This window comes from Lentimonas sp. CC4 (assembly GCF_902728235.1).
Lineage (GTDB): Bacteria > Verrucomicrobiota > Verrucomicrobiia > Opitutales > Coraliomargaritaceae > Lentimonas.
Map to the genome: position 1 here is coordinate 315505 of NZ_CACVBO010000001.1, position 20540 is coordinate 336044.

Annotated in this window: 17 protein-coding genes; 12 read left to right on the forward strand and 5 right to left on the reverse strand. The window is 53.9% G+C overall.

The genetic code is table 11. From position 1 onward, the window contains the following. Positions 1-47: 47 nt before the first annotated feature. The 3 genes from GZZ87_RS01405 to GZZ87_RS01415 all read right to left on the reverse strand — a co-directional run bounded on the left by GZZ87_RS01405 (position 48) and on the right by GZZ87_RS01415 (position 3408). Positions 48-1406, reverse strand: a complete 1359-nt coding sequence (locus GZZ87_RS01405) for a PTS sugar transporter subunit IIA (protein ID WP_162028110.1) — start codon at positions 1404-1406, stop codon at positions 48-50. A 139-nt stretch (positions 1407-1545) separates the two neighbouring features. Then, positions 1546-1920 (reverse strand): NADH-quinone oxidoreductase subunit A, encoded by a 375-nt coding sequence (locus GZZ87_RS01410; protein WP_162028109.1) that lies wholly within the window; start codon positions 1918-1920, stop codon positions 1546-1548. Positions 1921-2340: 420 nt separating this feature from the next. Further along, entirely contained in the window at positions 2341-3408 is a 1068-nt protein-coding gene (locus tag GZZ87_RS01415; RefSeq protein WP_162028108.1) for a DUF362 domain-containing protein, read from the reverse strand. 145 nt (positions 3409-3553) lie between these two features. On the opposite strand from GZZ87_RS01415, the gene GZZ87_RS01420 reads away from it, so the two are divergent. The 5 genes from GZZ87_RS01420 (at position 3554) to GZZ87_RS01440 (ending at position 9822) form a co-directional block, all read left to right on the forward strand. After that, positions 3554-5254, forward strand: a complete 1701-nt coding sequence (locus GZZ87_RS01420) for a tetratricopeptide repeat protein (RefSeq protein ID WP_162028107.1) — start codon at positions 3554-3556, stop codon at positions 5252-5254. Positions 5255-5331: 77 nt separating this feature from the next. Then, complete coding sequence (gene dnaG, locus GZZ87_RS01425) at positions 5332-7164, forward strand: DNA primase (RefSeq protein WP_162028106.1); 1833 nt, start codon at positions 5332-5334, stop codon at positions 7162-7164. 37 nt (positions 7165-7201) lie between these two features. Further along, positions 7202-9046 carry an RNA polymerase sigma factor RpoD gene (rpoD, locus tag GZZ87_RS01430; RefSeq protein WP_162028105.1) on the forward strand — a complete coding sequence of 615 codons (1845 nt, stop codon included), beginning with the start codon at positions 7202-7204 and terminating at the stop codon, positions 9044-9046. A gap of 39 nt (positions 9047-9085) precedes the next feature. Beyond that, positions 9086-9490: a hypothetical protein gene (locus tag GZZ87_RS01435; RefSeq protein WP_162028104.1), complete on the forward strand. Its 405-nt coding sequence runs from the start codon at positions 9086-9088 to the stop codon at positions 9488-9490. A 23-nt stretch (positions 9491-9513) separates the two neighbouring features. Next, on the forward strand, positions 9514-9822 hold the full coding sequence (locus tag GZZ87_RS01440) for a twin-arginine translocase TatA/TatE family subunit (RefSeq protein WP_162028103.1): 309 nt from the start codon (positions 9514-9516) through the stop codon (positions 9820-9822). A gap of 392 nt (positions 9823-10214) precedes the next feature. On the opposite strand, the gene GZZ87_RS01445 is transcribed toward GZZ87_RS01440, so the two are convergent. Together GZZ87_RS01445 and GZZ87_RS01450 are read right to left on the reverse strand one after the other, a co-directional pair. Continuing rightward, positions 10215-10889, reverse strand: a complete 675-nt coding sequence (locus GZZ87_RS01445; RefSeq protein ID WP_162028102.1) for a spermine synthase — start codon at positions 10887-10889, stop codon at positions 10215-10217. Between the two features lie 57 nt (positions 10890-10946). Continuing rightward, the gene (locus tag GZZ87_RS01450) at positions 10947-11966 is read right to left on the reverse strand and encodes a pseudouridine synthase (RefSeq protein ID WP_162028101.1); all 1020 of its coding nucleotides are present in this window, start codon (positions 11964-11966) and stop codon (positions 10947-10949) included. Between the two features lie 169 nt (positions 11967-12135). Here GZZ87_RS01450 and GZZ87_RS01455 point away from each other — a divergent pair, with 169 nt between their 5' ends. From GZZ87_RS01455 to GZZ87_RS01485, 7 genes are all read left to right on the forward strand, one after another. Then, positions 12136-13389 carry an NAD(P)/FAD-dependent oxidoreductase gene (locus tag GZZ87_RS01455; protein ID WP_162028100.1) on the forward strand — a complete coding sequence of 418 codons (1254 nt, stop codon included), beginning with the start codon at positions 12136-12138 and terminating at the stop codon, positions 13387-13389. Positions 13390-13439: 50 nt separating this feature from the next. Further along, complete coding sequence (gene ade, locus GZZ87_RS01460; protein WP_162028099.1) at positions 13440-15044, forward strand: adenine deaminase; 1605 nt, start codon at positions 13440-13442, stop codon at positions 15042-15044. A 16-nt stretch (positions 15045-15060) separates the two neighbouring features. Beyond that, positions 15061-16455 carry a hypothetical protein gene (locus GZZ87_RS01465; RefSeq protein WP_162028098.1) on the forward strand — a complete coding sequence of 465 codons (1395 nt, stop codon included), beginning with the start codon at positions 15061-15063 and terminating at the stop codon, positions 16453-16455. Between the two features lie 49 nt (positions 16456-16504). Continuing rightward, complete coding sequence (locus tag GZZ87_RS01470; protein WP_162028097.1) at positions 16505-17662, forward strand: PatB family C-S lyase; 1158 nt, start codon at positions 16505-16507, stop codon at positions 17660-17662. A gap of 10 nt (positions 17663-17672) precedes the next feature. Beyond that, the gene (locus GZZ87_RS01475) at positions 17673-18047 is read left to right on the forward strand and encodes a S4 domain-containing protein (RefSeq protein WP_162028096.1); all 375 of its coding nucleotides are present in this window, start codon (positions 17673-17675) and stop codon (positions 18045-18047) included. A 132-nt stretch (positions 18048-18179) separates the two neighbouring features. Beyond that, positions 18180-18845: a hypothetical protein gene (locus tag GZZ87_RS01480; protein ID WP_162086484.1), complete on the forward strand. Its 666-nt coding sequence runs from the start codon at positions 18180-18182 to the stop codon at positions 18843-18845. A 218-nt stretch (positions 18846-19063) separates the two neighbouring features. Further along, complete coding sequence (locus GZZ87_RS01485; RefSeq protein WP_162028094.1) at positions 19064-20494, forward strand: ATP-binding protein; 1431 nt, start codon at positions 19064-19066, stop codon at positions 20492-20494. Positions 20495-20540: the final 46 nt, after the last annotated feature.

Below are 20540 nucleotides of genomic sequence, written 5' to 3' on the forward strand. Positions count from 1 at the left end.
AGGAAACTCGGTGGCAACCATCAACGATCAAGCAGCAACGATCAACGTTAACTATTCCGCACCAGTGCTTTTTCGATCAGAGGCAGCATCTCGCCGCGCCGGAAGAGTGTGACCTGCCCTGTGCTCCCGGAAACCACAACGCAGAGGCAATCTTCTACCTGTGTGATCGAAGCGGCCGCGGCATGGCGACTGCCGAGTCCGCTCGGCAAGTTGTGTGTATAGTCGGGCGCATGGATCAGTGATCCTGCCGAAATTAACACGCCATCGCCACGAATGATAAAGGCTCCATCAATCGAGGAGAGCTCTTTGACGGTTTCATCCATGAATGGATTCAAAATATTACGATCCTCATCCTTGTATCCGTAAAAAGGATTCAAAATGAGTGGCTTGGTGTATTCAGAAATTTTCTCGGCATTTCCAAGCACGAACAAACAACCGACAGGGTGCCCTTCGCGCCCTTCGACAGCGAGCTCCGTGGCAATTGCCAAGACACGCTCGACCACTTCTGGCTTCACACCAGTGGGTAGCATATTGGATTTCTGGATCAACATGGTTTCGAATTCACGCTCCACATCGACCACCGTGATACTATCAAATTGATTGCTTTTCGGCAGTCCACCGACACAGCAAAGGCGCTCATTACTCGCAAAAATCCCACGCGTGAGACCGATCAATACCGCACTGCGCAATTGGGAAAAGCGGTGATTACTAAACGAACGAATCGGCAGCACCTCATCGATGCCGTTGTGCTCGTTCACTAAGTCTGAAGTGCCATGCGCGATCAGCACGGTCTTGAAATCCTTAAACACTGCACCCACCTCGGCACCGCCACCAAAGGTATCGCCAAACACAAGCACGGACGTGCAATTCGCACCTTTCGCAATTTTCGCGGCTTCCTTCAGGATTAGGTTGTTAAATCGATCATGGCTACGCTTTGGCTTGGCACCATCGCCCCCGAAGACCGTTTTCAACTCGCGGCGAAAGTCCGGTAACGATTCCGCGGAAGCAAGTCGCTCCATGTGGGTTTTGTCCTGAAAGACACGCGCCAGCGATGCTAGGCCATAGAGATAATTGCGGGCTTTTTCGGATGCCAGTAACAAAAATACGTAGCGAATCTCTTGATACTCTGACTGCCCATCATAGACCAGACCCGCCGGGCAACGCCCCACTGCGATCATGTAATTGCGCTTCATCGGCACACGTGCGTGCGGCAGGCAAACACCACTGCCGAGGTAGGTCGTCATTTGCTTCTCCCGATCTAACAGGTCACTCAGCAAGCGTTTCTTCGTCAGGCCTTTTTCTTTTGAGATATCGCAAACATCTAATAGCTCCGACAGAGCACCCTTGAAGTCGGTGCTCTCGAGATCGATCACACGGGTTTGAGCGATGTAGCGGTCAATGCGCATAGCTTATAAGGGAAACCTCAGCGTCGAATGTCAAAAGATTTTAAAAATACCACGAAAAATAAATACAGCACACAGCACCCGCAAGTTCCATGTAATCAACCGACTTGAAAAATAAAGAGATCAGGCACTGCCTGACATTTTACTGTTCCCACTCAATCGCGCCCTTCTTCAACTCGTAGAATAGTCCAAGGACTAGAACAAAGAGGAAGAAGAAAATCGGCAATAGAATCGGCAGGTTCGCAGCAAGAAACTCGCGAAAGACCAGCACCCAAGGCACCAGGAAGATCACCTCGATATCAAATAGGATGAACAGCATCGCAGTGACATAGAACTTCACGGCGAAACGCGCGTGGCTAGAACCTTGAGCCAACATGCCACACTCATACGGAGTATCTTTAAGTCCAACCGAAGTGCCGCGCTGTCCGAAGATGTGCGACGCCACAAGAACAACCGCACCGATACTGGCTGCGATGGTAAATTGAATAAGAATCGGATAATAGTCCGCGATCTGCATAGGAAGCAAAGAATGAGGCTTTTCGCCCTAGTTCAAGGCGTTTCTTCAAGCTTCGGCAATTATTCTGCTTATAGTAGCTGATTTCAGGAAAAAGCACGACTCTCGTAGTCGAGTTCCTTGCCTGACATGAGCTTGTCGAATGTAGCTGCTCGACCGACAAGGCCATCGAGACGATACTCACGCGCATCAAGTATTGTGATTTGTGAAATCGAAGCATCTGGCGTAGGGGTGCTGCTTGCGGCACCCGCGAAGGCAGCTAAAGTTTTACAACTTCCTATGCGTGTCGCCTTTGCGCGGGCTTCGCAAGCAAAGCCCCTACAGCAAGATAGCGAAATAGCATGAATGCACTTTTCACAAATCATGATGCCATCGAGACTATCTCCTCCTGGCGGGTGTCCTCCTACTTAAAACCGACTTGCCTTATTCGGAGCCAGCATCCTCGGAGCCAGCATCCGCACTTTCAGGCGCCACAAACGACAAATGCTGCAGACGGATCTGCGACTTATCATAGACTCCCAAGCCAAGGCTTGCCGCAAAGGGCAACTGACGCGGCAGCGGTGATATCTCCGGAAAACCATCCAGCAGCCGATACTTATTCATCCGATCATACAGCATGCGGTCAATCGCCACTGGATCTGAGCTCATCCATAGCAACGGCTCCGAGCGTGTGTAGCGCGATTTAAACCGAGGCCCGCCGATATACTGGTAGCGCTCCAAAGAGACGAAGTGCAACACCATGCGCTCATGTAACTCGGGGATCGCAGCGATTTCAGCCACTGCAGCCGAGGCGGTCGCCTCATTACCGAGAAAGCGCTGACTATTACTCACATTCCACAAGGTCGCATTGGCTAGCGCACCATCCACGCCCAAAGCCTTATCATCCACACCAACCGCCAAGTTCACCCAAAAATCCACATCAAATAATAGCGGTGCGGCCAAAAAGCTCTTACGCTCGATCGCGCCCTCTTCCAATGCACTACTCCCTCGCCCGAGGCCGCCCAACAACTGCGGCTCCTGATTCATACTTGGTGGCAACGGGCTGTCATAAAACCAATCCGGATCATAATAGCGCTCACTGTCCAACGCATACACTGGGCACCCCTCGAAATGGGCCAGATCCGAACTCAAAGAAGGCATAATGCCCGCCTGCCTCAACTGATGCTCGGAATAATCCACGATCACAATTGATTCCCGCTCAAAACCACGCGCCTCCAGCACCTCGATCATCGCTCGAAGTAGCTGTAACGGGGTGCTCAACCCACGGCCACTGCGCGAATTGACCTTGATACCAACCTTGCCGCGCTCCCCCGGGGCCAAGCGAGCGCCCACCTGTGCTTCATACGCCTCGACCAAAGCCGCCACCTCGGTGTAATAAAGTTTTCCTTCCGCAAGAGGCGCCTCCCAAACTAAACCCAACGGCGCACGCGGCGCCAACCCTTCCTGCGCACGCACCATCGATGGCATCAGCAAACCACCAATCAGGAGCAATACGCTACAAATGCAGCGACATAGCCTCAAATCAAGGCGCAACGCCCGCCTATCCACTTGACACCCAAACAAGGGAAACGAAAGTGACGACAACGCTGTGGTCTTATCTCCAGAAATACACACCCTACGCAACAAATTGCTGCTTATGCTAAAAGCAAACACCAAAAACCTAATCTCCATTCTTATTCCTCTGACAGCCCTGATTTTATCAGGTTGCAGCGGCCCTGAAGAAAAAAGAGCCAACAGCCTCAACGCAGTCGCAGAACTACGTGCAATTGGAGACGACACCGCCGCACTCGCCACACTCGACGCCCTTTCAAACGAGTTCCCCAACGACACCGAAATTTTACGTCAGATCGGCAGCATCCACGAAGCACTCGGCAACACCGCCGAAGCCGCCTTCTACCTCAGCGCCGCTTACAATCAAGCGCCGGACGACGTCGAACTACTCTACCAAACTTACCGCGCACAGGAAAACGCCAACCAAACACAAGCCGCACACGAGCTACTCGAAGCACTCGCCCAAACCGAGCCCGACGCCATCACTGACGAGCTCTGGCTACGTCTGGGCAAATATCGCGCCGACGCTCAACAAACACAATCAGCCCTCGATGCCTATCTAAAAGGGGTCGATCCGGAAAACAGCACCCCCACACCGGAAACCGCAGTCGCCATCGGAACACTCTTTAAGCAACTCGACAACCTGCCACAAGCCGAACGCTGGTTTAACATCGCAGCCAACAGCGACGATCCCAACGCACTTCCCGCACTCTTCGGCCTACTCGACATCAACCTTCGCAATAAGAACTGGACCGAGGCCGAAGCAGTGATCGCCCAGCTCGACAAACAATTCCCGGGCGCAGTCGATGCCAGCGAATGGGCAACCTACCGCAGCGAACTCGAAGGCTGGCGCACCGCCCAGACGAAACTAAAAGCCGACCTAGCCAAAAAGCTGGCTGCCAAAGAAGCGGCCGCAAAAGCAGCCGCTGAGGCACAAGCAAAAGCAAAAGCCGCCGAGCAAGTCGCCACCATCACACCAGTTGAATCCATCGATGACGCCGACGTAACCAGCGCAGACACGGAAACCGTTGGCGGCAAAGCACAAATCATCGCAGACCTCGAGCACGCCGAGGCCATGGCCGACACGCCCGCAGTCGAATCCGAAGAGCTACCAGCGATCGCCTTCAACCCAGCCATCGCAATTGAGCCCGCAGAGCCAGAGTTCGCACTGGGCGTGACTTACGACCAACAAGCTGAAGGCGCAGCCATTGATTACTCGATCGGCACCTCCGATCTCAACGACTCCTTCGCAACCGACGTGACCATCGAAGCCGACGCCCCAGCCACCGAGCCATCCTCCGCAATTAGCGCCACGCTGCCTCCACGTAGTCTCGACCACATTCTCGCTGATGCCGAAACCGCCACCTTTGAGCATGACTATAAGCAAGCCATCCAACTTTACTGGCAAGCACTCGGCCGCGCGAACAATCGCGCCGACATTTGGAACATGCTCTCACGCGCCTACCGATTCGACGGGCAGACCAAGAACGCCGAAACCACTGCGCTCGAAGCGACCCGTCTCGCCCCCGCGGAAATCGACTATACACTCGACTATTTGCGTGTCATCCAACGCACGAAGAAGCCCGAAGACTTCCTAGCCGAGCTACAAACCGCTTACGACCGCTTCCCGCGCAGCCCAGAAATCACACTGTCACTCGCTCGTGGTTATGAGCGAATTGATGGGAACAATTCTACCGCGATCATACTCTACGAACGCTTCATCCAACTCGCACCGAATCATTCACTCCGTCCAGAAGCCGAAGCAGCCCTCTCCCGACTCCGCTAAGCCCCTTCAAGTCTCAGCTCTCAAGTCTCAAGTCTCTGCCCTCAGGTCTCCCTCCTCAGCTCTCTCAAAAAAAATACGTGGCCCGCATTGCGCAAAAATCAGTCGAAGCGATCAAGCATCAGGTAAATCTGGTGGATATCGTGTCTCCCTATGTAGAGCTCAAACGAGCTGGCAGCTCATGGAAAGGGCTCAGCCCGTTCACCCAAGAGAAAACGCCCTCGTTTTACGTCCATCCCGACCGCGGCTTCTATAAATGCTTTAGCACCGGCGAAGGCGGCGACTGCTTCACCTTCATTATGAAGGTCGAGAACCTCGAATTCCCCGAAGCAATCGAGTATATCGCCAAGAAATTCAATATCACCCTCGAATACGAAGCAGGCGGCCCGTCCCGCGAGGAAGTCTCACTGCGCAAGCAGATCTTCGAGATTCACGAACTCGCCACCACCTGGTTTCACCAACAATTAGTCGAGTCCGAAGAAGCCGCGCCCGTCCGCACCTACTGGCAGGAGCAACGCGGCTTCACCATGGAGACCGCCGACGAGGTAAAAATCGGCTACGCGCCCGCCGCTCGCAATGCACTCGCCCTCTACTTCAAAGAGCGCGGCATTCCGACCGCGGCCATGCGTCAATGCGGTCTCTTCTTCGCGCGCGACAACGAGAACTATCACGAAAATTTCAAATCGCGCTTCCGCGGCCGCCTCATGGTGCCAATTCGTGATGTGCAGGGGCGCGTCGTCGCCTTCACCGCACGGCAACTCGAACAGACGCCCGCAGACGACCCCGCCCGCGAAGCCAAATACGTCAATTCCCCAGAGACACAAATTTTCCACAAAGGGCGCATTCTTTTCGGCATGGATCATGCCCGCACCCACCTCAAAGAAGGCGGCAGCTTCCTACTAGTCGAAGGCCAACTCGACGCCATCCGCTGTTGGTCTGTCGGCCTGCACACTGCAGTCGCCCCACAAGGCACCGCGATTACCGACGATCAACTACACTTGATGCGCCGCTACCAGCCAAATTGCGTAGAATGCTTACTCGATGGAGACAAGGCCGGCCGCAAAGCCGCGCTGCGCGCACTCCCACTCGCCTTCAAAGCCGGGCTCGAATTCCGCTACTTACTCCTACCAGAAAAAGCTGACCCCGACGATTTGCTGCGCCAACACGGAGCCGAAGCCCTGGAGCCACTACGCAAAGCCTCAAAAAGCGCGATCCAGCTGGCCATTTCAGAAAGCCTCCCCGATGACCGTCCGCCCAGCACCAACGAAAAAACCACTGCCCTACGCAGCGTCTTCGACCTACTACAACACGTGCCCTCGGAGGTCGCCCGCGAAGACTACATTCAGACCGCCTCAAAGCTACTGAATGTCGACGCACATGCCGCACTGGTTGATTTCAAAAAAGCGCCCAAGCCTCAGACTTACAATAAGGGACAGGAAAATCCAAAACCTACCAATAAAGTCAGTAAAGACGCACTATTGACAGATGGAACATGGGAGCTACTTTGGCTCGTTTTACACTTTCCCGAACATAGCGCAGCAATCTCAGAAATAATTGATTACGATTGGATTAATAACACATCACCAGCCGGCCGTTTTCTAAAGCGCATCCTCGCCGAATTACGCGAAGGCCTGATTGAAGACGCCTCAAATATTGAAAATCTCATCGAAACGATTGAAGACCGTCAACTTATGGCCGACCTTCACTCTAGAGATTTAGAAATGGATGCTGACCTTGCCCACATGGAAATCAACAATCAGCTTAACTACATCTACAACAACTACTTAAAAATCCGACTACAAACACTCAAGCAACGAGTCGCCAATGCCACACCAGAGGAACAGCAAGACCTCATGCGCAAAGTTATAAAAGCCCGCAACGAACTCGCCGCACCACACAAACTCGAAATTTAAATAAGTAGTCCTTCCAGACAGCACCACCACACACATTATGCCCGCAGCGAAAAAGACCACCGCAAAGAAAACAGTGACCAAGAAAGCCCCGGCAAAAAAAGTCGCAAAGAAGACCGCCGCCAAAAAAGCAGTCTCCGAAGAAGAAATTGAAAAGGAGCTCGAAAAGGTCGCACCTAAAAAACGCAAATTGACTGCGAAAGCACAGGAAAAGCTCAACGAGCGCATCCGCAGCCTCATCCGACTTTCTAAAGAGCAAAGCTTCCTTACTTATAAGGACATCAACAAAGCCCTGCCCGAGAGCGTCAGCAATCCGGACGAAATCGAGAACATCATCTCTATCCTTCAAAATCTCGAAGTTGAGATTCTAGACGACACCGAAGTCGAAGCCTACAAGGCGCGTCAGGAAGAGACCGAAGAGAAAGAAGTCCGCACCTCTCAAAACGACATCCTCGACGATCCTGTTCGGATGTATCTCAAGCAAATGGGTCAAGTGCCCTTGCTGACACGCGAAGAAGAAGTCGCCATTTCCAAACGTATCGAGAAGGCCGAGTTGCGCGCACAAGACGCGCTTTTCTCCACTGCGCTGACACTCGAATTCCAAAACAACATCGTCCAGAAGCTGCTGAACCGCGAAGAACGCTTCGACCGTGTCGTGCTCGATAAAAAAATCGAGAGCCGCGAAATCTATTTCAACAGCCTACCAAAACTACTCGAGCAAGCACACAAACTCGGCGAGCGCATCTACGCCGCTTGGGACAGCCAACTCAAAGCAGCTGAAGAAGGTAACGGCCCCAATGAGAAACGCTCTCGCACTCGTATGAAAAAATACGAAGGTGAGCTACGCCTGACCCTTCGTAAATATTGTCTCAAGCTGAAGGTATTCGAAGATTTCCTCAACAACCTGACTCCCGTCTATCGCGAGCTCAACGATCACTACGACGATCTCGACTCTGCGGATAAGGTATCCACACGCCGTAAGACAAAGGTGGATGTGAAAGCCATTGAGGCACGCCTCAACGAACTCACCCTTGAGTTCAAAATGGATTCGCGTGAGTTCATGGAAATCATCCGCGAAGTTCGCACAGGCATGCGCCAAGCGCACAAAGCCAAGACTGAGATGGTCGAAGCCAACCTTCGCCTCGTGATCTCGATCGCTAAGAAATACACCAACCGTGGCCTCTCCTTCCTCGACTTGATTCAAGAAGGCAACATGGGCCTAATGAAAGCGGTTGAGAAATTCGAATACCGTCGCGGTTACAAATTCTCCACTTACGCAACATGGTGGATTCGCCAAGCGATCACCCGCTCGATTGCCGATCAGGCCCGCACCATTCGTATTCCGGTGCACATGATCGAGACCCTCAACAAGGTCATGCAAGTGCAGAAGCAACTCCTCCAGGAACTCGGCCATGAGCCGACCGCTGAGGAAGTCGCAGACGAAATGAACCTTCCGATCGAGCGTGTGCAGTCCATCATGAAGATGGCACAGCAACCGATCTCTCTGCAAAGCCCCGTGGGCGACTCGGACGACACCAACTTCGGTGATTTCATTGAAGATAAGGGAGCCGAAAATCCTTACGACATGACAGCCTACAGCCTGTTGCGCGAAAAGATTACCGACGTCCTGGACAGTTTGACCGAGCGTGAGCGCAAAGTGCTCTCACTCCGCTTCGGCCTCGCAGACGGTTACTCCCGCACACTCGAAGAAGTCGGCCGCCAGTTCAAGGTGACCCGTGAGCGTATTCGTCAAATCGAAGCGAAAGCACTTCGTAAGATGCGCCACCCAACTCGTATCCGCCAGCTCCACGGTTTCTTCGAAGGCGATATCAACTTAGAGAAGCCAGGCATGGACAGCCTCAAACGCGAAAACGCAAAAGACTAAGCGGAACACTCCTCCAGCGAAACAGTCAAAAGCAATACTATGCGTTTACATCCCCTAACTCTCATCACCTGCGCTAGCTTGCTCGCCCTAACCTTCACTGGTTGTGGCGGAAAAGGCGTGCGCGTAACCGAAGGCAACCAAAACTTCACCGCCCCCCCGGTGGTCAATCGCAATGCGCCGATGATTGTGCACCTCGATCTATTCGAGCGCTTGGTCACCATTCGCAATGGCGCAGCGCTCGGCGATCAATTCCTGATCGCCACCAACTATGCTGGTGCTGAAACAGGCGTGCTTAAAGCACGCCCACTGCGTATTGGTAGCCCTCTACTGACTGCAGACATCCTCGAAGGTGCCCCACAGATCAACGACACGATCAGCACAGCGGACGCAGCTCGCAGCGTCGAGCTGAGTAAAGTCTATCGCGATCTCGGCGAAGACAACTAATACACATTCAACCAAATTCGCTCATGAATATCCAACACTTAGCATTCCTACAAAACCTCAGCGCACCTGAGCTCATCATCATCTTTTTGATCGTGCTGCTTCTATTTGGTGCAAAACGTCTCCCGGGTCTCTTCAAGTCCCTTGGACAATCGGTCAAGGAATTCAAGAAAGCCACGTCGGGCATCGAAGAGGACATTCGCACCGCAATGGACACCGAAGACGAGCCAACACCGAAAGCACCACGTGCCGAAAGCAAAAAAGCCAGCCCCACCACTCCGGTCGCCGAAGCTCCTAAGAGCGAGGTAACCGAGAGCAAAAAGGAAGACGCTTAACCGCAATCACAGTTTATAAAAACCAAGCGGGCGTATCAGAACTGATGCGCCCGCTTTTTTGTGGCTGAAGTCAGCCGAGCCCCAGCACAGAACCAAAGCACAAAAGTGTAGTCGGCTCATGCGATGGTTGCTTGGGGAGGGATTCCGCTGCCTGCTGCGTTCTACGCTGCCGTCAGCAGAGCCACAGCACTCAACCACAGCACCAGCACACCGCAAGACGAGGCGGAACTCGTCCCTCCCTAATCTGTTGAGCGAAAAAAAATAGCAATACTTGATGCGCGGCAGTATCAAGAGCGCATTAATAACACAACCTGGACGATACAAAGAGATGTATAAGGATATGCTTCACAAGGAAGGAGCAATTTCTAACGCGAGCTTAACGCCCCGCCCACCTACTTGTAGTTCGCGACGTAAAGTAAATAGGCCGCACGCTTCGCTCCAGCATGCACTTTCGCAGGCACCTTCGACACGCGAAACCCTGCACGTTTAAGGCGATCCTCAAACCTAAGATCAGGCCCTGCGGACCAAAATACAGCACGCCCCTCAGGCGTCAATGAACCACGCAACCAGCGCAGCCCGCTATTAGAATAGAGCGAGGCATTGGTTTCCGACACCATGGCAACAGGGCCATTGTCGACATCTAGTAGAATAACATCATAGCGCTCACGCTCGGCCTTACGCACATACCCGACCACATCCGTGACGTGGATTTCGACACGCGGGTCGTCTAGTAGCGCACCGTTCAGATCCTTTAAATACTCACGGTTCCATTCAACGATGCCTGGCAAGAGCTCAACGAGTTCCACCGTGACAGCAGGCCCCACGTTCTCAAGCACACTACGTAAGGTAAAACCAAGCCCCAGCCCACCGATCAACACGCGCGCCTCCGCATCAGGTTCCAACAGCTCAACGCCGATCTCCCCCAACAAGACCTCCGAGGCGCTCGCCCCGGAATGCATTAGCTCCTGCCCACTATAACTGATGCAATACGCCCCATCATGCTCGTAGAGCGTCATCGCTCCCCCATCAGTCGTCGTCGATTCAGCTAGTTTAACGCGTGGTTTCATAAATTTTAAAAGAGTCGTTAGACGGAGGTCTGCCGTAGATGGCGAAGCAAGTCAGACTTACTGCCCCTTAGACTTCGCTTTCAGCATTTGCTCCAGGTCCGCTAGATCGCGCGTAAACTTACAAGTAAACCGGCGTAGCTTACCAGTCTCTGGATGCAAAAGTCCCAAGCTCGACGCATGCAGCGCTTGGCGTTGCACATCATAAGGCATGCCAGCGTTGTTTTCCAAAGCAGACCGATAATCAGGGTGATAATGCCGATCCCCAAGCAAGGGCACGCCAGCATTTGCCGAATGAATTCTCAATTGATGCTTCAACCCAGTCTCCAAGCGAAGCCGCAGCTTACTCACCACATGTCGCTGCCCTTTCACCGCAGTCGGCCACGAATATTCTTCCAACACCTCATACTGACTGATCGCTTCCGTCGTGCCCTCTTCTTCAGTATCAAACACAGTTTGATACATCCCTTCTTCATCTAAGCGAAACCAAGAGCGCCACTCGCCACGCTTCTTCTCCAACTGGCCATCACCGATCGCAAGATACTCGCGCAAGAAGGTGTGGTCTCGCACTTGGCGCACTAGCGATTCACGTGCTTTCGGGTTCATCGCAAAACAAATCACCCCACTAGTAAACTGGTCTAATCGGTGCACCGGCAACGGAGTCAAACGCTTGCGCTGCACCCCCTTTTGACGATCCAGCTCGGAAGCGCCCTTCCCTTGCAGAAACTTCTCTAGCACGCTCAACACTGACACCTGATTACTGCCAGGCACAGGAACCGACAATAACCCAGCCCCCTTGTTCACGATTGCGAATGAGCTATCAATATAGAGCAAGTTCGCCTGCGCATGGATACGCGTCGGCATATTACGGAAAAAGACCGGTGCCACTGCCTCGCCCATATTCAGACGCTCGCCAGGATCCGTCATCTGCTCATGCGGCTTCTTCAGGACTGCGCCATCGAGCTGGATTCGACCTTTAGCAAACCACTCCTTTAAGCGCTTACGTGGGCTATCTGGGTATCGCTCGCTAAGCCACTCCAACGCTGGTTTTACCTCTGATTGATCTTCACTATCTGACATAGCGCACACTCTCTGCGCGCAAAGGGCGAAGATCAATCCCCAAGCGACTCCCAGAACAAGGAATTAAGCCCGAATATTCAAATACAGCAAATTGACGCTCTCCCCGAATCCCATACACTAAAGAAAAGCGCAAAAGCACAGCTACATCCACCCCAACCACCATACGATCATGTTTAACCACAAAAGAACCGACATCGTAGTCCTAGGCGCTGGCCCCGTCGGACTCACCGCAGCACATGCCCTAGCAAACAAAAAACTAGACTACGTCCTGCTCGATCGCGAACAGCGCACCAATACACATAGCTACGCGCTCGCGCTACACCCAGAAACACTCGAGATACTCGACTCACTCGGCCTCGCCGATCCAGTCCTCGAGCGCTCCCTCCATCTCCCTAAGATTCGTATTTATGAAGACGACAAAGAGAAAGCCGTGCTCGACTACAGCATGCTCCCTCTCAAATACCCCTTCTTGACCGTCATCAGCCAGGGCGAACTCGAACACATCCTTGTCGATAGCCTGCGAAAGAAACCACTTTGGAACCATCGCGTGCGCTTCATTGAGAACAGCGACAACGCACTCAACGTCTCAGTCGATCGACTCATGGAAGGCATGACTGGCTACGCCGTCGCCCACATCGATATGCAAATCGACAAGATTCTCGACTACGAAGCCAACTACCTCATCGGAGCCGATGGTCATGAGTCGGCCGCGCGCCGCATCGCAGGCATCGACTTCCCTGAAGTCACTCCGAGCGCAGACTATGCCGTCTTCGAATTCAAAACCGATGCGGAGCTACCCAACGAAATGCGCATCATCATTCAGGATAAGATGACACACGTCTTCTGGCCGCTACCGAATGGCCACTGTCGCTGGAGTTTTCAAGTAAACTCAGGCGAAGCCCCCGACCACTCGCTCAACAAAGACCACAACCTGCTGCAATTCGGCGACCACGGCCACGCACAACTCGACCGCGAGCACCTCGATCAATTCCTAGCAGACAACGCACCGTGGTTCAAAGGCTCCATTGAAGAGCTCAACTGGCGCATGCTCGTCAAATTCGAACATCGCCTCGCCAACGCCTTCGGTAAAGACCGCATCTGGCTCGCAGGTGACTCAGCTCACATGACGCCGCAGGCCGGCATCCTCAGTATGAACGTCGGCATGCGCGAAGCCATTGACCTAGCAGAAATACTCGGCGACCACCACAACGACGCTCAACGCCAAGCTGCCCTCGCCCAATACAATCAAAACCGCCTCGCCGAGTGGGAACACCTCCTCGACCTCGACCACCACATCAGCGCCGTTGATAAAACCGCCCGCTGGGCGCTTGGGCACCGAAGCAGCCTCATAGGCAACATCCCTGCCAGCGGTGAAACACTCACCGAATTACTCGCCCAGCTGCATCTCATTGATGCCGCATAAAGCGGCGATTCAACTTGAGCAGATCCGATGAGACGACAGCATACATCGGCATGAGCAAAACACAGCGCCTATGTGGGAATATTGTAAACGTCATCCAAGGCACGATCACTGCAGGCACCGTCACCATCAGTGATGGCATCATCCATGCGATTGAAGAGACCCCCGACGCGACCTACGACACCTACCTGTGCCCGGGGCTTGTCGACGCGCATGTCCATGTTGAGAGCTCCCTGCTCTCTCCGTCTGAGTTTGGCCGTGCAGCCCTCATCCACGGCACAATTGCATCTATCAGCGATCCACACGAGATTGCCAACGTCCTCGGCATCCCAGGTGTTGAATGGATGCTCGAAGACGCCAAGCGCACCCCGTTCCACATCCACTTTGGAGCCCCTTCCTGCGTGCCAGCCACTCCCTTCGAAACCGCAGGCGCTCGCTTCGGACCAGACGAAATCGACCGCTTACTCTCCAAGCCCGAAATCGGTTACCTCGCCGAGGTAATGAACTTCCCAGCAGTCATCACCCGCGACCCCGAAATGATGGCGATCATTGAAACTGCCAAACGCCACGGCAAACGGATCGACGGCCACGCCCCCGCACTCATCGGCAAAGCACTCCGCGACTACGCAGCCGCCGGCATAGAAACCGACCACGAAAGCATCACACTTGAAGAAGCCCGCCAAAAATGTCAGCTCGGCATGAAAATCGCGATCCGCGAAGGCTCCGCTGCTCGCAACTTCGAAGCACTCTGGCCCCTCCTCAACGAATTCCCCGAGCAATGCTTCCTATGCAGCGACGACAAACATCCTGACGACCTCGTCATCTCCCATATAAATGCACTCGTCGCACGCGCCATCCGCCTCGGGGTCGACCCACTCAACGCACTTCGAGCCGCAACACTTAACCCCATCCGCCACTACGGCCTACAAGTGGGCTGCCTTCAAGTCGGTGACTCCGCCGATTTTGCCGAGTTCGACTCACTCACTGACATGCGTTGCTTACGCAGCTGGAAATCTGGTCAACTCGTGGCAGCGAACGGCACCTCGACACTCAGCCATAAAGCCGTCACACCAATCAACCGATTCGACGCACACGCCAAACAACCTACAGACTTCCAACTTCCACCCACAGAAGGAACACGGCGGATCATCGTCGCACTCGACGGCCAAATCATCACCGAAGAAACAGAGGCGGACGCACAAACCGCCTGCCCCGAGCAAGACCTCTGCTACATCGCTGTCGTCAACCGCTATGCTGACACCCCACCAGCCGTCGCCCTCATCAAAGGTTTCGGCCTACGCAATGCCGCCATCGCCTCTAGTGTCGCTCACGACAGCCATAATATCGTAGTCGTCGGCTCCAGCCCCGAACTACTCTGTAAGGCGACCAACCTCATCATCCACAACAAGGGCGGGCTCAGCTTCGCATCCGAAGCCATCGAAGAAACGCTACCTCTACCAATTGCCGGCCTCATGAGCGGCGGTTCCTACAAAGAAGTCGCCCAAGCATTTACCACACTCTCACGCACCGCCAAACAACATGGCAGCTCCCTCGAATCCCCCTACATGGCCCTCTCCTTTATGGCTCTACTCGTTATCCCAAAACTCAAGATTTCAGACAAAGGTCTATTCGACGTCAGCACGTTCTCCCTCATTTAATTAAACAGATACCCAAATGAAACACTTTTCCCCGCGCTGCCTACTCCTCGGATTCCTCATCGCCTGCCTGCCACTCAGCGGCACCACACTGACCAACCAAGCAGGCAACTCCATCGAAGTTGAAATCCTCAACATCGAGCCAGAGCGCATTCAAATCCGCCTAGAAAATGGCAACGCTATCTGGTATGGCCGCGAGCAGCTCTCAACAGAGAGCCAACAACTCATCTCCCAAATCCAAAGCGAGGAGCAGTCCAAATTCGCCATCATCAACGAACTCCTAGGCGTCCCACTCTTGCAGGACAACCTCCTATGGGATGACGCACCGGACACAGTCGCACAACGTCTTAAATGGCGCCTAGAATCACAGACTGCCACCCAGTCCAGCTATCGCTACTACCCGCCTGCTGACTTTCGTATTCTCAACTCACGCCCCTATGCCTGTGTTCTCTACGGTGCGGACGATCACGCCGAACGAATCAGCATCGTCTTTGCCAATAAGGGCGACTTCAAATTCAGCGATCCTCCTACCGAAGACGAAATCGAGGCCATGCAAGAAGCGATCGAGGACGATGAAGAGACCCTAGTGCAGCGCCTAAGTGACACCTTAGGCGAACCCGAAAAACAATCCTTCGGCACAGGGCGCGGCATCAAAGAACGCCTCCAACGCTGGGATTGGAAAGGCCACGCCTTCCTGCTCGCCTCACAAGAAGACGAATACGTCAGCCTACGCATCATGAGCACCGAAGCAGCTGACAACAAAGGCCGCAGTGAAAAACTCTCCGACGCCAAGCTCCGCAAACTCACCACTGAAAATATCATCACACGCCCCAACGGCGATGTCCTCATTGGCAATATCCCTATGGTCAATCAGGGGCCAAAAGGCTATTGCGTGCCAGCCACCTTCGAGCGCTATCTGCGCTACATGCAAATTCCCGCCGACATGTATCTGCTCGCCATGGCAGGTCAGACCGAGATCGGCGGTGGCACCTCGCTCAGCAGCATTATCAACTCAGTCGACAGCTACATCTCCTCGCAAAGCCGCTCAATGAAGCAGCTGAACGAACCGATCAAAGTCCGCACCATTCAGAAATACATCGACAAAGGCCTCCCCATTATTTGGGTCATGTTCTCCTCCAAGGAATACAACCAATACGCCAACCAACGCAGCAAAGAGCGACAAGCCGTCACCGATTGGACCGCATGGGCGAAGGCCAGCAAATCAAATGCGCGCAGCACCGAATTGAGAAAAGACATCATGAGCGCACACGCCTGCCTCATCACCGGCTACAACAAAGACACCGGCGAAATCGCCGTAAGCGACTCATGGGGGCCTTCTTTCAACGAACGCTGGATCTCCGCCGAACAAGCCGAACAAGTCTCCCAAGGCTCTATTTATCTCATCAGTTTTTAGCGAATTGAGTTTGCAGGCATACGACACTCGGTTGATCGTGCTCCCGCATATGACAGACACGCACTACAATTTCGACACCTGCCCAGATCGCACCGGCTACGGCTCCCTCAAATGGGACAAATATAAAGGCCGCGACATCCTACCGCTGTGGGTGGCCGACATGGATTTCACCACCGCGCCCGAGATCACCGCCGCCCTACAGCAACGCCTCGACCACGGTATTTTCGGCTACACCATCCCCTACGAAGCCCCCGTCAACGCCGTCCTCAACTACTTGGATCGCCAACACGGCTATAGCGCCAAAGCACACTGGCTCAACTTCCTTCCCGGCCTCGTGCCAGCGATCAACCTGTGCTGCCATGCCTTCGTCGCATCCGACGAATCCGTCATGACCGCCACGCCGGTTTACCCGCCCTTCCTTGGCGCGCCCGACTACGCGAACCGCGAACTCATCAAAGTCCCGCTCTGCCTCGATGCCTCCGACCAATGGACGCTCGACTTCGACGCAATGGAAGCCGCGGTCAAGCCGAACACCAAGCTCTTCATCCTCTGCAGCCCGCACAATCCCGTCGGCCGTGTTTACACAGAAGCAGAGCTCACTCGCCTCGGCGACTTCTGCGAAAAGCACGACCTCATTCTGATCTCCGACGAAATCCACTGCGACTTGGTCTTTGATGCCAACGCACAGCACATCGTCACCGCCAAGCTCAGCGAAACCCTCGCCGCACGCACCGTCACCCTCATGGCACCCAGCAAGACCTACAACTTGCCTGGCCTCGCATGCGCGTTCTCGGTCATCGAAGATTCGAAGCTACGCCTGCAATTCCAGAAAACCATCCGCGGCATCATCACCGAAGTGAACTGCTTCGGCTATGCCGGTTGCGAAGCCGCCTACAACCACGGCGAAGCATGGCGCCAGGAACTGATCACTTATCTGCGCGGCAACTACGAGCTCATCTCTAAATTCCTCAAAGAGCAAATCCCAGGCATCACCTTCCGCCCAATGGAATCGACCTACCTGGCGTGGTTCGACGTCACAAAGCTCGAGCTAGAAAACCCAGTCAAATTCTTCGAGGACAACGGCGTCGGCCTATCCGACGGCACACCGTTCGACGGCATTCAACACGTGCGCCTCAACTTCGGTTGTCCACGCAGCCGACTCCAAGAAGGACTCGAGAAGATGGCAGCCGCGCTAAGCGGACGCTAACTATACGCAAATGGATTCCGTTCGCTTAGACAAATGGCTCTGGGGCACACGCGTGTATAAAACACGCGGTGATGCTGCCGAAGCCTGCCGCGGTTCCGCGATCCGCCACAACGGCAAGATCGCCAAGGCCTCGGCAAAGATACGCATTGGCGACATCATCGTCGCACGCACCAAAGCACTCACCCGCACCTTGCATGTCGTCGGCCTCACCGAGAAACGCGTCGGCGCGGCACTGCTCCCCGAGTATTTCGAAGACCACACACCCGAATCCGAATATGAAGCCGCCCGCGAAAAACGCGAAAACGCCAAAGTCTTCAGCCACAAAGGAGCCGGTCGCCCGACCAAGAAAAACCGCCGCGACATCGAACGTCTCTTAGGCGAGTAGAAGCGACACTCTTGTCGCTTTCCTGACCTAAAGAATGATTAGGATTAAGAGTAAGATTACGATTAAGACTTCTCGAGCTTTCCACTCCTAACTCTAACTCTCACTCCTCACTTTCACTCTCACTCTCACTCCGTGCGCAGCACGTCACTACCCGTGTCCTACGAAGAAATCCCATACACCGTCGAAACATACGACCTGCCGCCCGACGTAAAAGCCTTCATCGACGAGGCTGACCGCCGCTGCGACGCGTTCTACGACCAGAAGCTCAACAAGCGCTTCCCACGCTACGTGCCCAGCGAGCCCGCTCAGGTTTACGCCGCCTTGCGCCACGTCACCGAACAAGGGCTCCCGCTCGGCGAAACTTTTATTGAATGGGGCAGCGGCTTCGGAGTCGGCACCGGTTTTGCATCCATCCTCGGGTATGATGCATATGGCATCGAGATTGAAGAAACACTCGTCGATAAAGCCGAGTCGCTGCTCGACGACCATGCGCTCGACGCCGAATTCCTCCCGATCAGTTATATCCCCGACGGCTTCATCAGCTACGACGCGCTCAGTGGACACGACATCGTGCGCGATGACAGTTTCGGTAATCAGCTCGATCACCCGCCCCGCTACGAAGGCATGGATCTAGATATCGAAGAAGTGGATCTTTTCTTCGTTTACCCCTGGCCTGGCGAGCAAGAGATGATGCTCAAACTCTTCGATGCCGTCGCCGGCGAAGGCGCCATCCTAGTCGCCTACTTCGGCGACCGCGACATCTGCCTCTACCGTAAACTCGACGACGACGAGTATTAAGAAAGTGAAACAGGCATTTGCTGCGCCATCTTCGGCAGACCTACGTCTGCCTGTCTCTGGAAGCCCTCCGTCCTGCCTGTTCAGAAAGCCAGCGGAGACAGCAACGTGCTGATTGAGCACTCTATAGAGAACAAGTTAGCTCATAAAAATATCGAGTTCGCTAAATTTATAAGTGGCCAAATCTCTCTTTTTAGAGCACATTTGGCCACTTATAGATTATGTCATTGATCGGACGCCACGCAGAAATCAAAGAACTCAACCGCTTACTCAGCAGTCAAGAAGCGGAGTTCCTCGCACTTTACGGACGGCGACGCGTAGGAAAAACCTTTCTCATTCGAGAGCACTTCAAGAAGCAGATGTGCTTTGAACTCACGGGGCTCAAAGACGGACTACTCAAAGAGCAGCTGACAAACTTCCATCACGAACTCGGGCAACGCAGCCGCAAACAACGCAATTGCCCCGACTCATGGCAGGCCGCATTTCAACAACTCGGCTCTCATCTCCAGACACTACGCGGATCTGGTAAACGGGTCATCTTCCTCGACGAACTTCCATGGCTCGCCAGCGCACGCTCACGCTTCCTCCCCGCGCTTGATTATTTCTGGAATACAGTGCTCTCCCGAGACCCACGGTTCATTCTAGTCATCTGTGGCTCAGCGGCATCGTGGATGATTGCCAAAATAATCGACCACAAAGGAGGGCTACACAACCGCGTGACAGCCCGTATGAAGCTCGAACCGTTCAGCCTGGCCGAGAGTGAACAATTCCTGAAATCGCGAGGCGTGAAGCTAACTCGATACGACCAGCTCACCCTCGCCATGGCAACGGGAGGCGTGCCCCACTACTTGAAAGAGGCTCAACCAGGCAAATCCGCGGCTCAGACCATCGACCGCAGCTGCTTCGAAAAGACCGGCTTACTACGACAAGAGTTCGACCGACTTTACGCATCGCTCTTCGACCATTCAGATCGGCATGTCGAGATTGTCCGCGAGCTGGCGAAACACCCGCAAGGTCTCACACGCTCAAGACTCACCAAAGCCTATACCACTGGCGGCCGTCTCACTCAAACCCTTCGGGAACTCGAAGAAGCAGGATTCATTAGCACCCACGGCCAATTCGGAAAGAAGAGCAAAGACACCATCTACCGGGTCGCCGACGAATACTCGCTCTTCTATATGAAATGGATCGAGCGCAAACAAAGCACCGGAGCTGGCAGCTTCCTAAAAAAGTTCAACACTCCGGCATGGCGTGCGTGGAGCGGCTACGCACTCGAAGCACTCGCACACAAACATATCCCTCAAATCAAGGCAGCACTCGGCATCGCACAAGTCGACACGGAGCATTGCAGTTGGGTGCATCGCCCCAATAAGACATGGCCCACAGGCGCTCAAGTAGACCTACTACTGGACAGAGCAGATCACAGCATCAATCTCATCGAAATCAAATTTTCACAAGGCCCCTTCACCATCACCAAAAGCTACGCAGCAGAACTGCGCCGAAAAGTAGAAGTCTTCCAACAAGTGACAAAAACAAAGAAGAATGTCTTTCTCACCTTTATCACCAGCCAAGGACTCACGGAAAACGCCTACGCCACAGAGCTCGTCAATGAGTCCATCACCACTGAAGTTCTCTTTTCTGAAATCCTATAAGTGGCCAAAAGTGCCCAAAAAACAGAGATTTGGCCACTTATAGAAA

Excerpts from the sequence above, each read along its gene's own strand:
- GZZ87_RS01405 (WP_162028110.1), bottom strand. The coding sequence starts at position 1,406 with ATGCGCATTGACCGCTACATCGCTCAAACCCGTGTGATCGATCTCGAG.
- GZZ87_RS01410 (WP_162028109.1), bottom strand. The coding sequence starts at position 1,920 with ATGCAGATCGCGGACTATTATCCGATTCTTATTCAATTTACCATCGCA.
- GZZ87_RS01420 (WP_162028107.1), top strand. The coding sequence starts at position 3,554 with ATGCTAAAAGCAAACACCAAAAACCTAATCTCCATTCTTATTCCTCTG.
- rpoD (WP_162028105.1), top strand. The coding sequence starts at position 7,202 with ATGCCCGCAGCGAAAAAGACCACCGCAAAGAAAACAGTGACCAAGAAA.
- GZZ87_RS01435 (WP_162028104.1), top strand. The coding sequence starts at position 9,086 with ATGCGTTTACATCCCCTAACTCTCATCACCTGCGCTAGCTTGCTCGCC.
- GZZ87_RS01440 (WP_162028103.1), top strand. The coding sequence starts at position 9,514 with ATGAATATCCAACACTTAGCATTCCTACAAAACCTCAGCGCACCTGAG.
- GZZ87_RS01445 (WP_162028102.1), bottom strand. The coding sequence starts at position 10,889 with ATGAAACCACGCGTTAAACTAGCTGAATCGACGACGACTGATGGGGGA.
- GZZ87_RS01450 (WP_162028101.1), bottom strand. The coding sequence starts at position 11,966 with ATGTCAGATAGTGAAGATCAATCAGAGGTAAAACCAGCGTTGGAGTGG.
- GZZ87_RS01455 (WP_162028100.1), top strand. The coding sequence starts at position 12,136 with ATGTTTAACCACAAAAGAACCGACATCGTAGTCCTAGGCGCTGGCCCC.
- ade (WP_162028099.1), top strand. The coding sequence starts at position 13,440 with ATGAGCAAAACACAGCGCCTATGTGGGAATATTGTAAACGTCATCCAA.
- GZZ87_RS01465 (WP_162028098.1), top strand. The coding sequence starts at position 15,061 with ATGAAACACTTTTCCCCGCGCTGCCTACTCCTCGGATTCCTCATCGCC.
- GZZ87_RS01470 (WP_162028097.1), top strand. The coding sequence starts at position 16,505 with ATGACAGACACGCACTACAATTTCGACACCTGCCCAGATCGCACCGGC.
- GZZ87_RS01475 (WP_162028096.1), top strand. The coding sequence starts at position 17,673 with ATGGATTCCGTTCGCTTAGACAAATGGCTCTGGGGCACACGCGTGTAT.
- GZZ87_RS01485 (WP_162028094.1), top strand. The coding sequence starts at position 19,064 with ATGTCATTGATCGGACGCCACGCAGAAATCAAAGAACTCAACCGCTTA.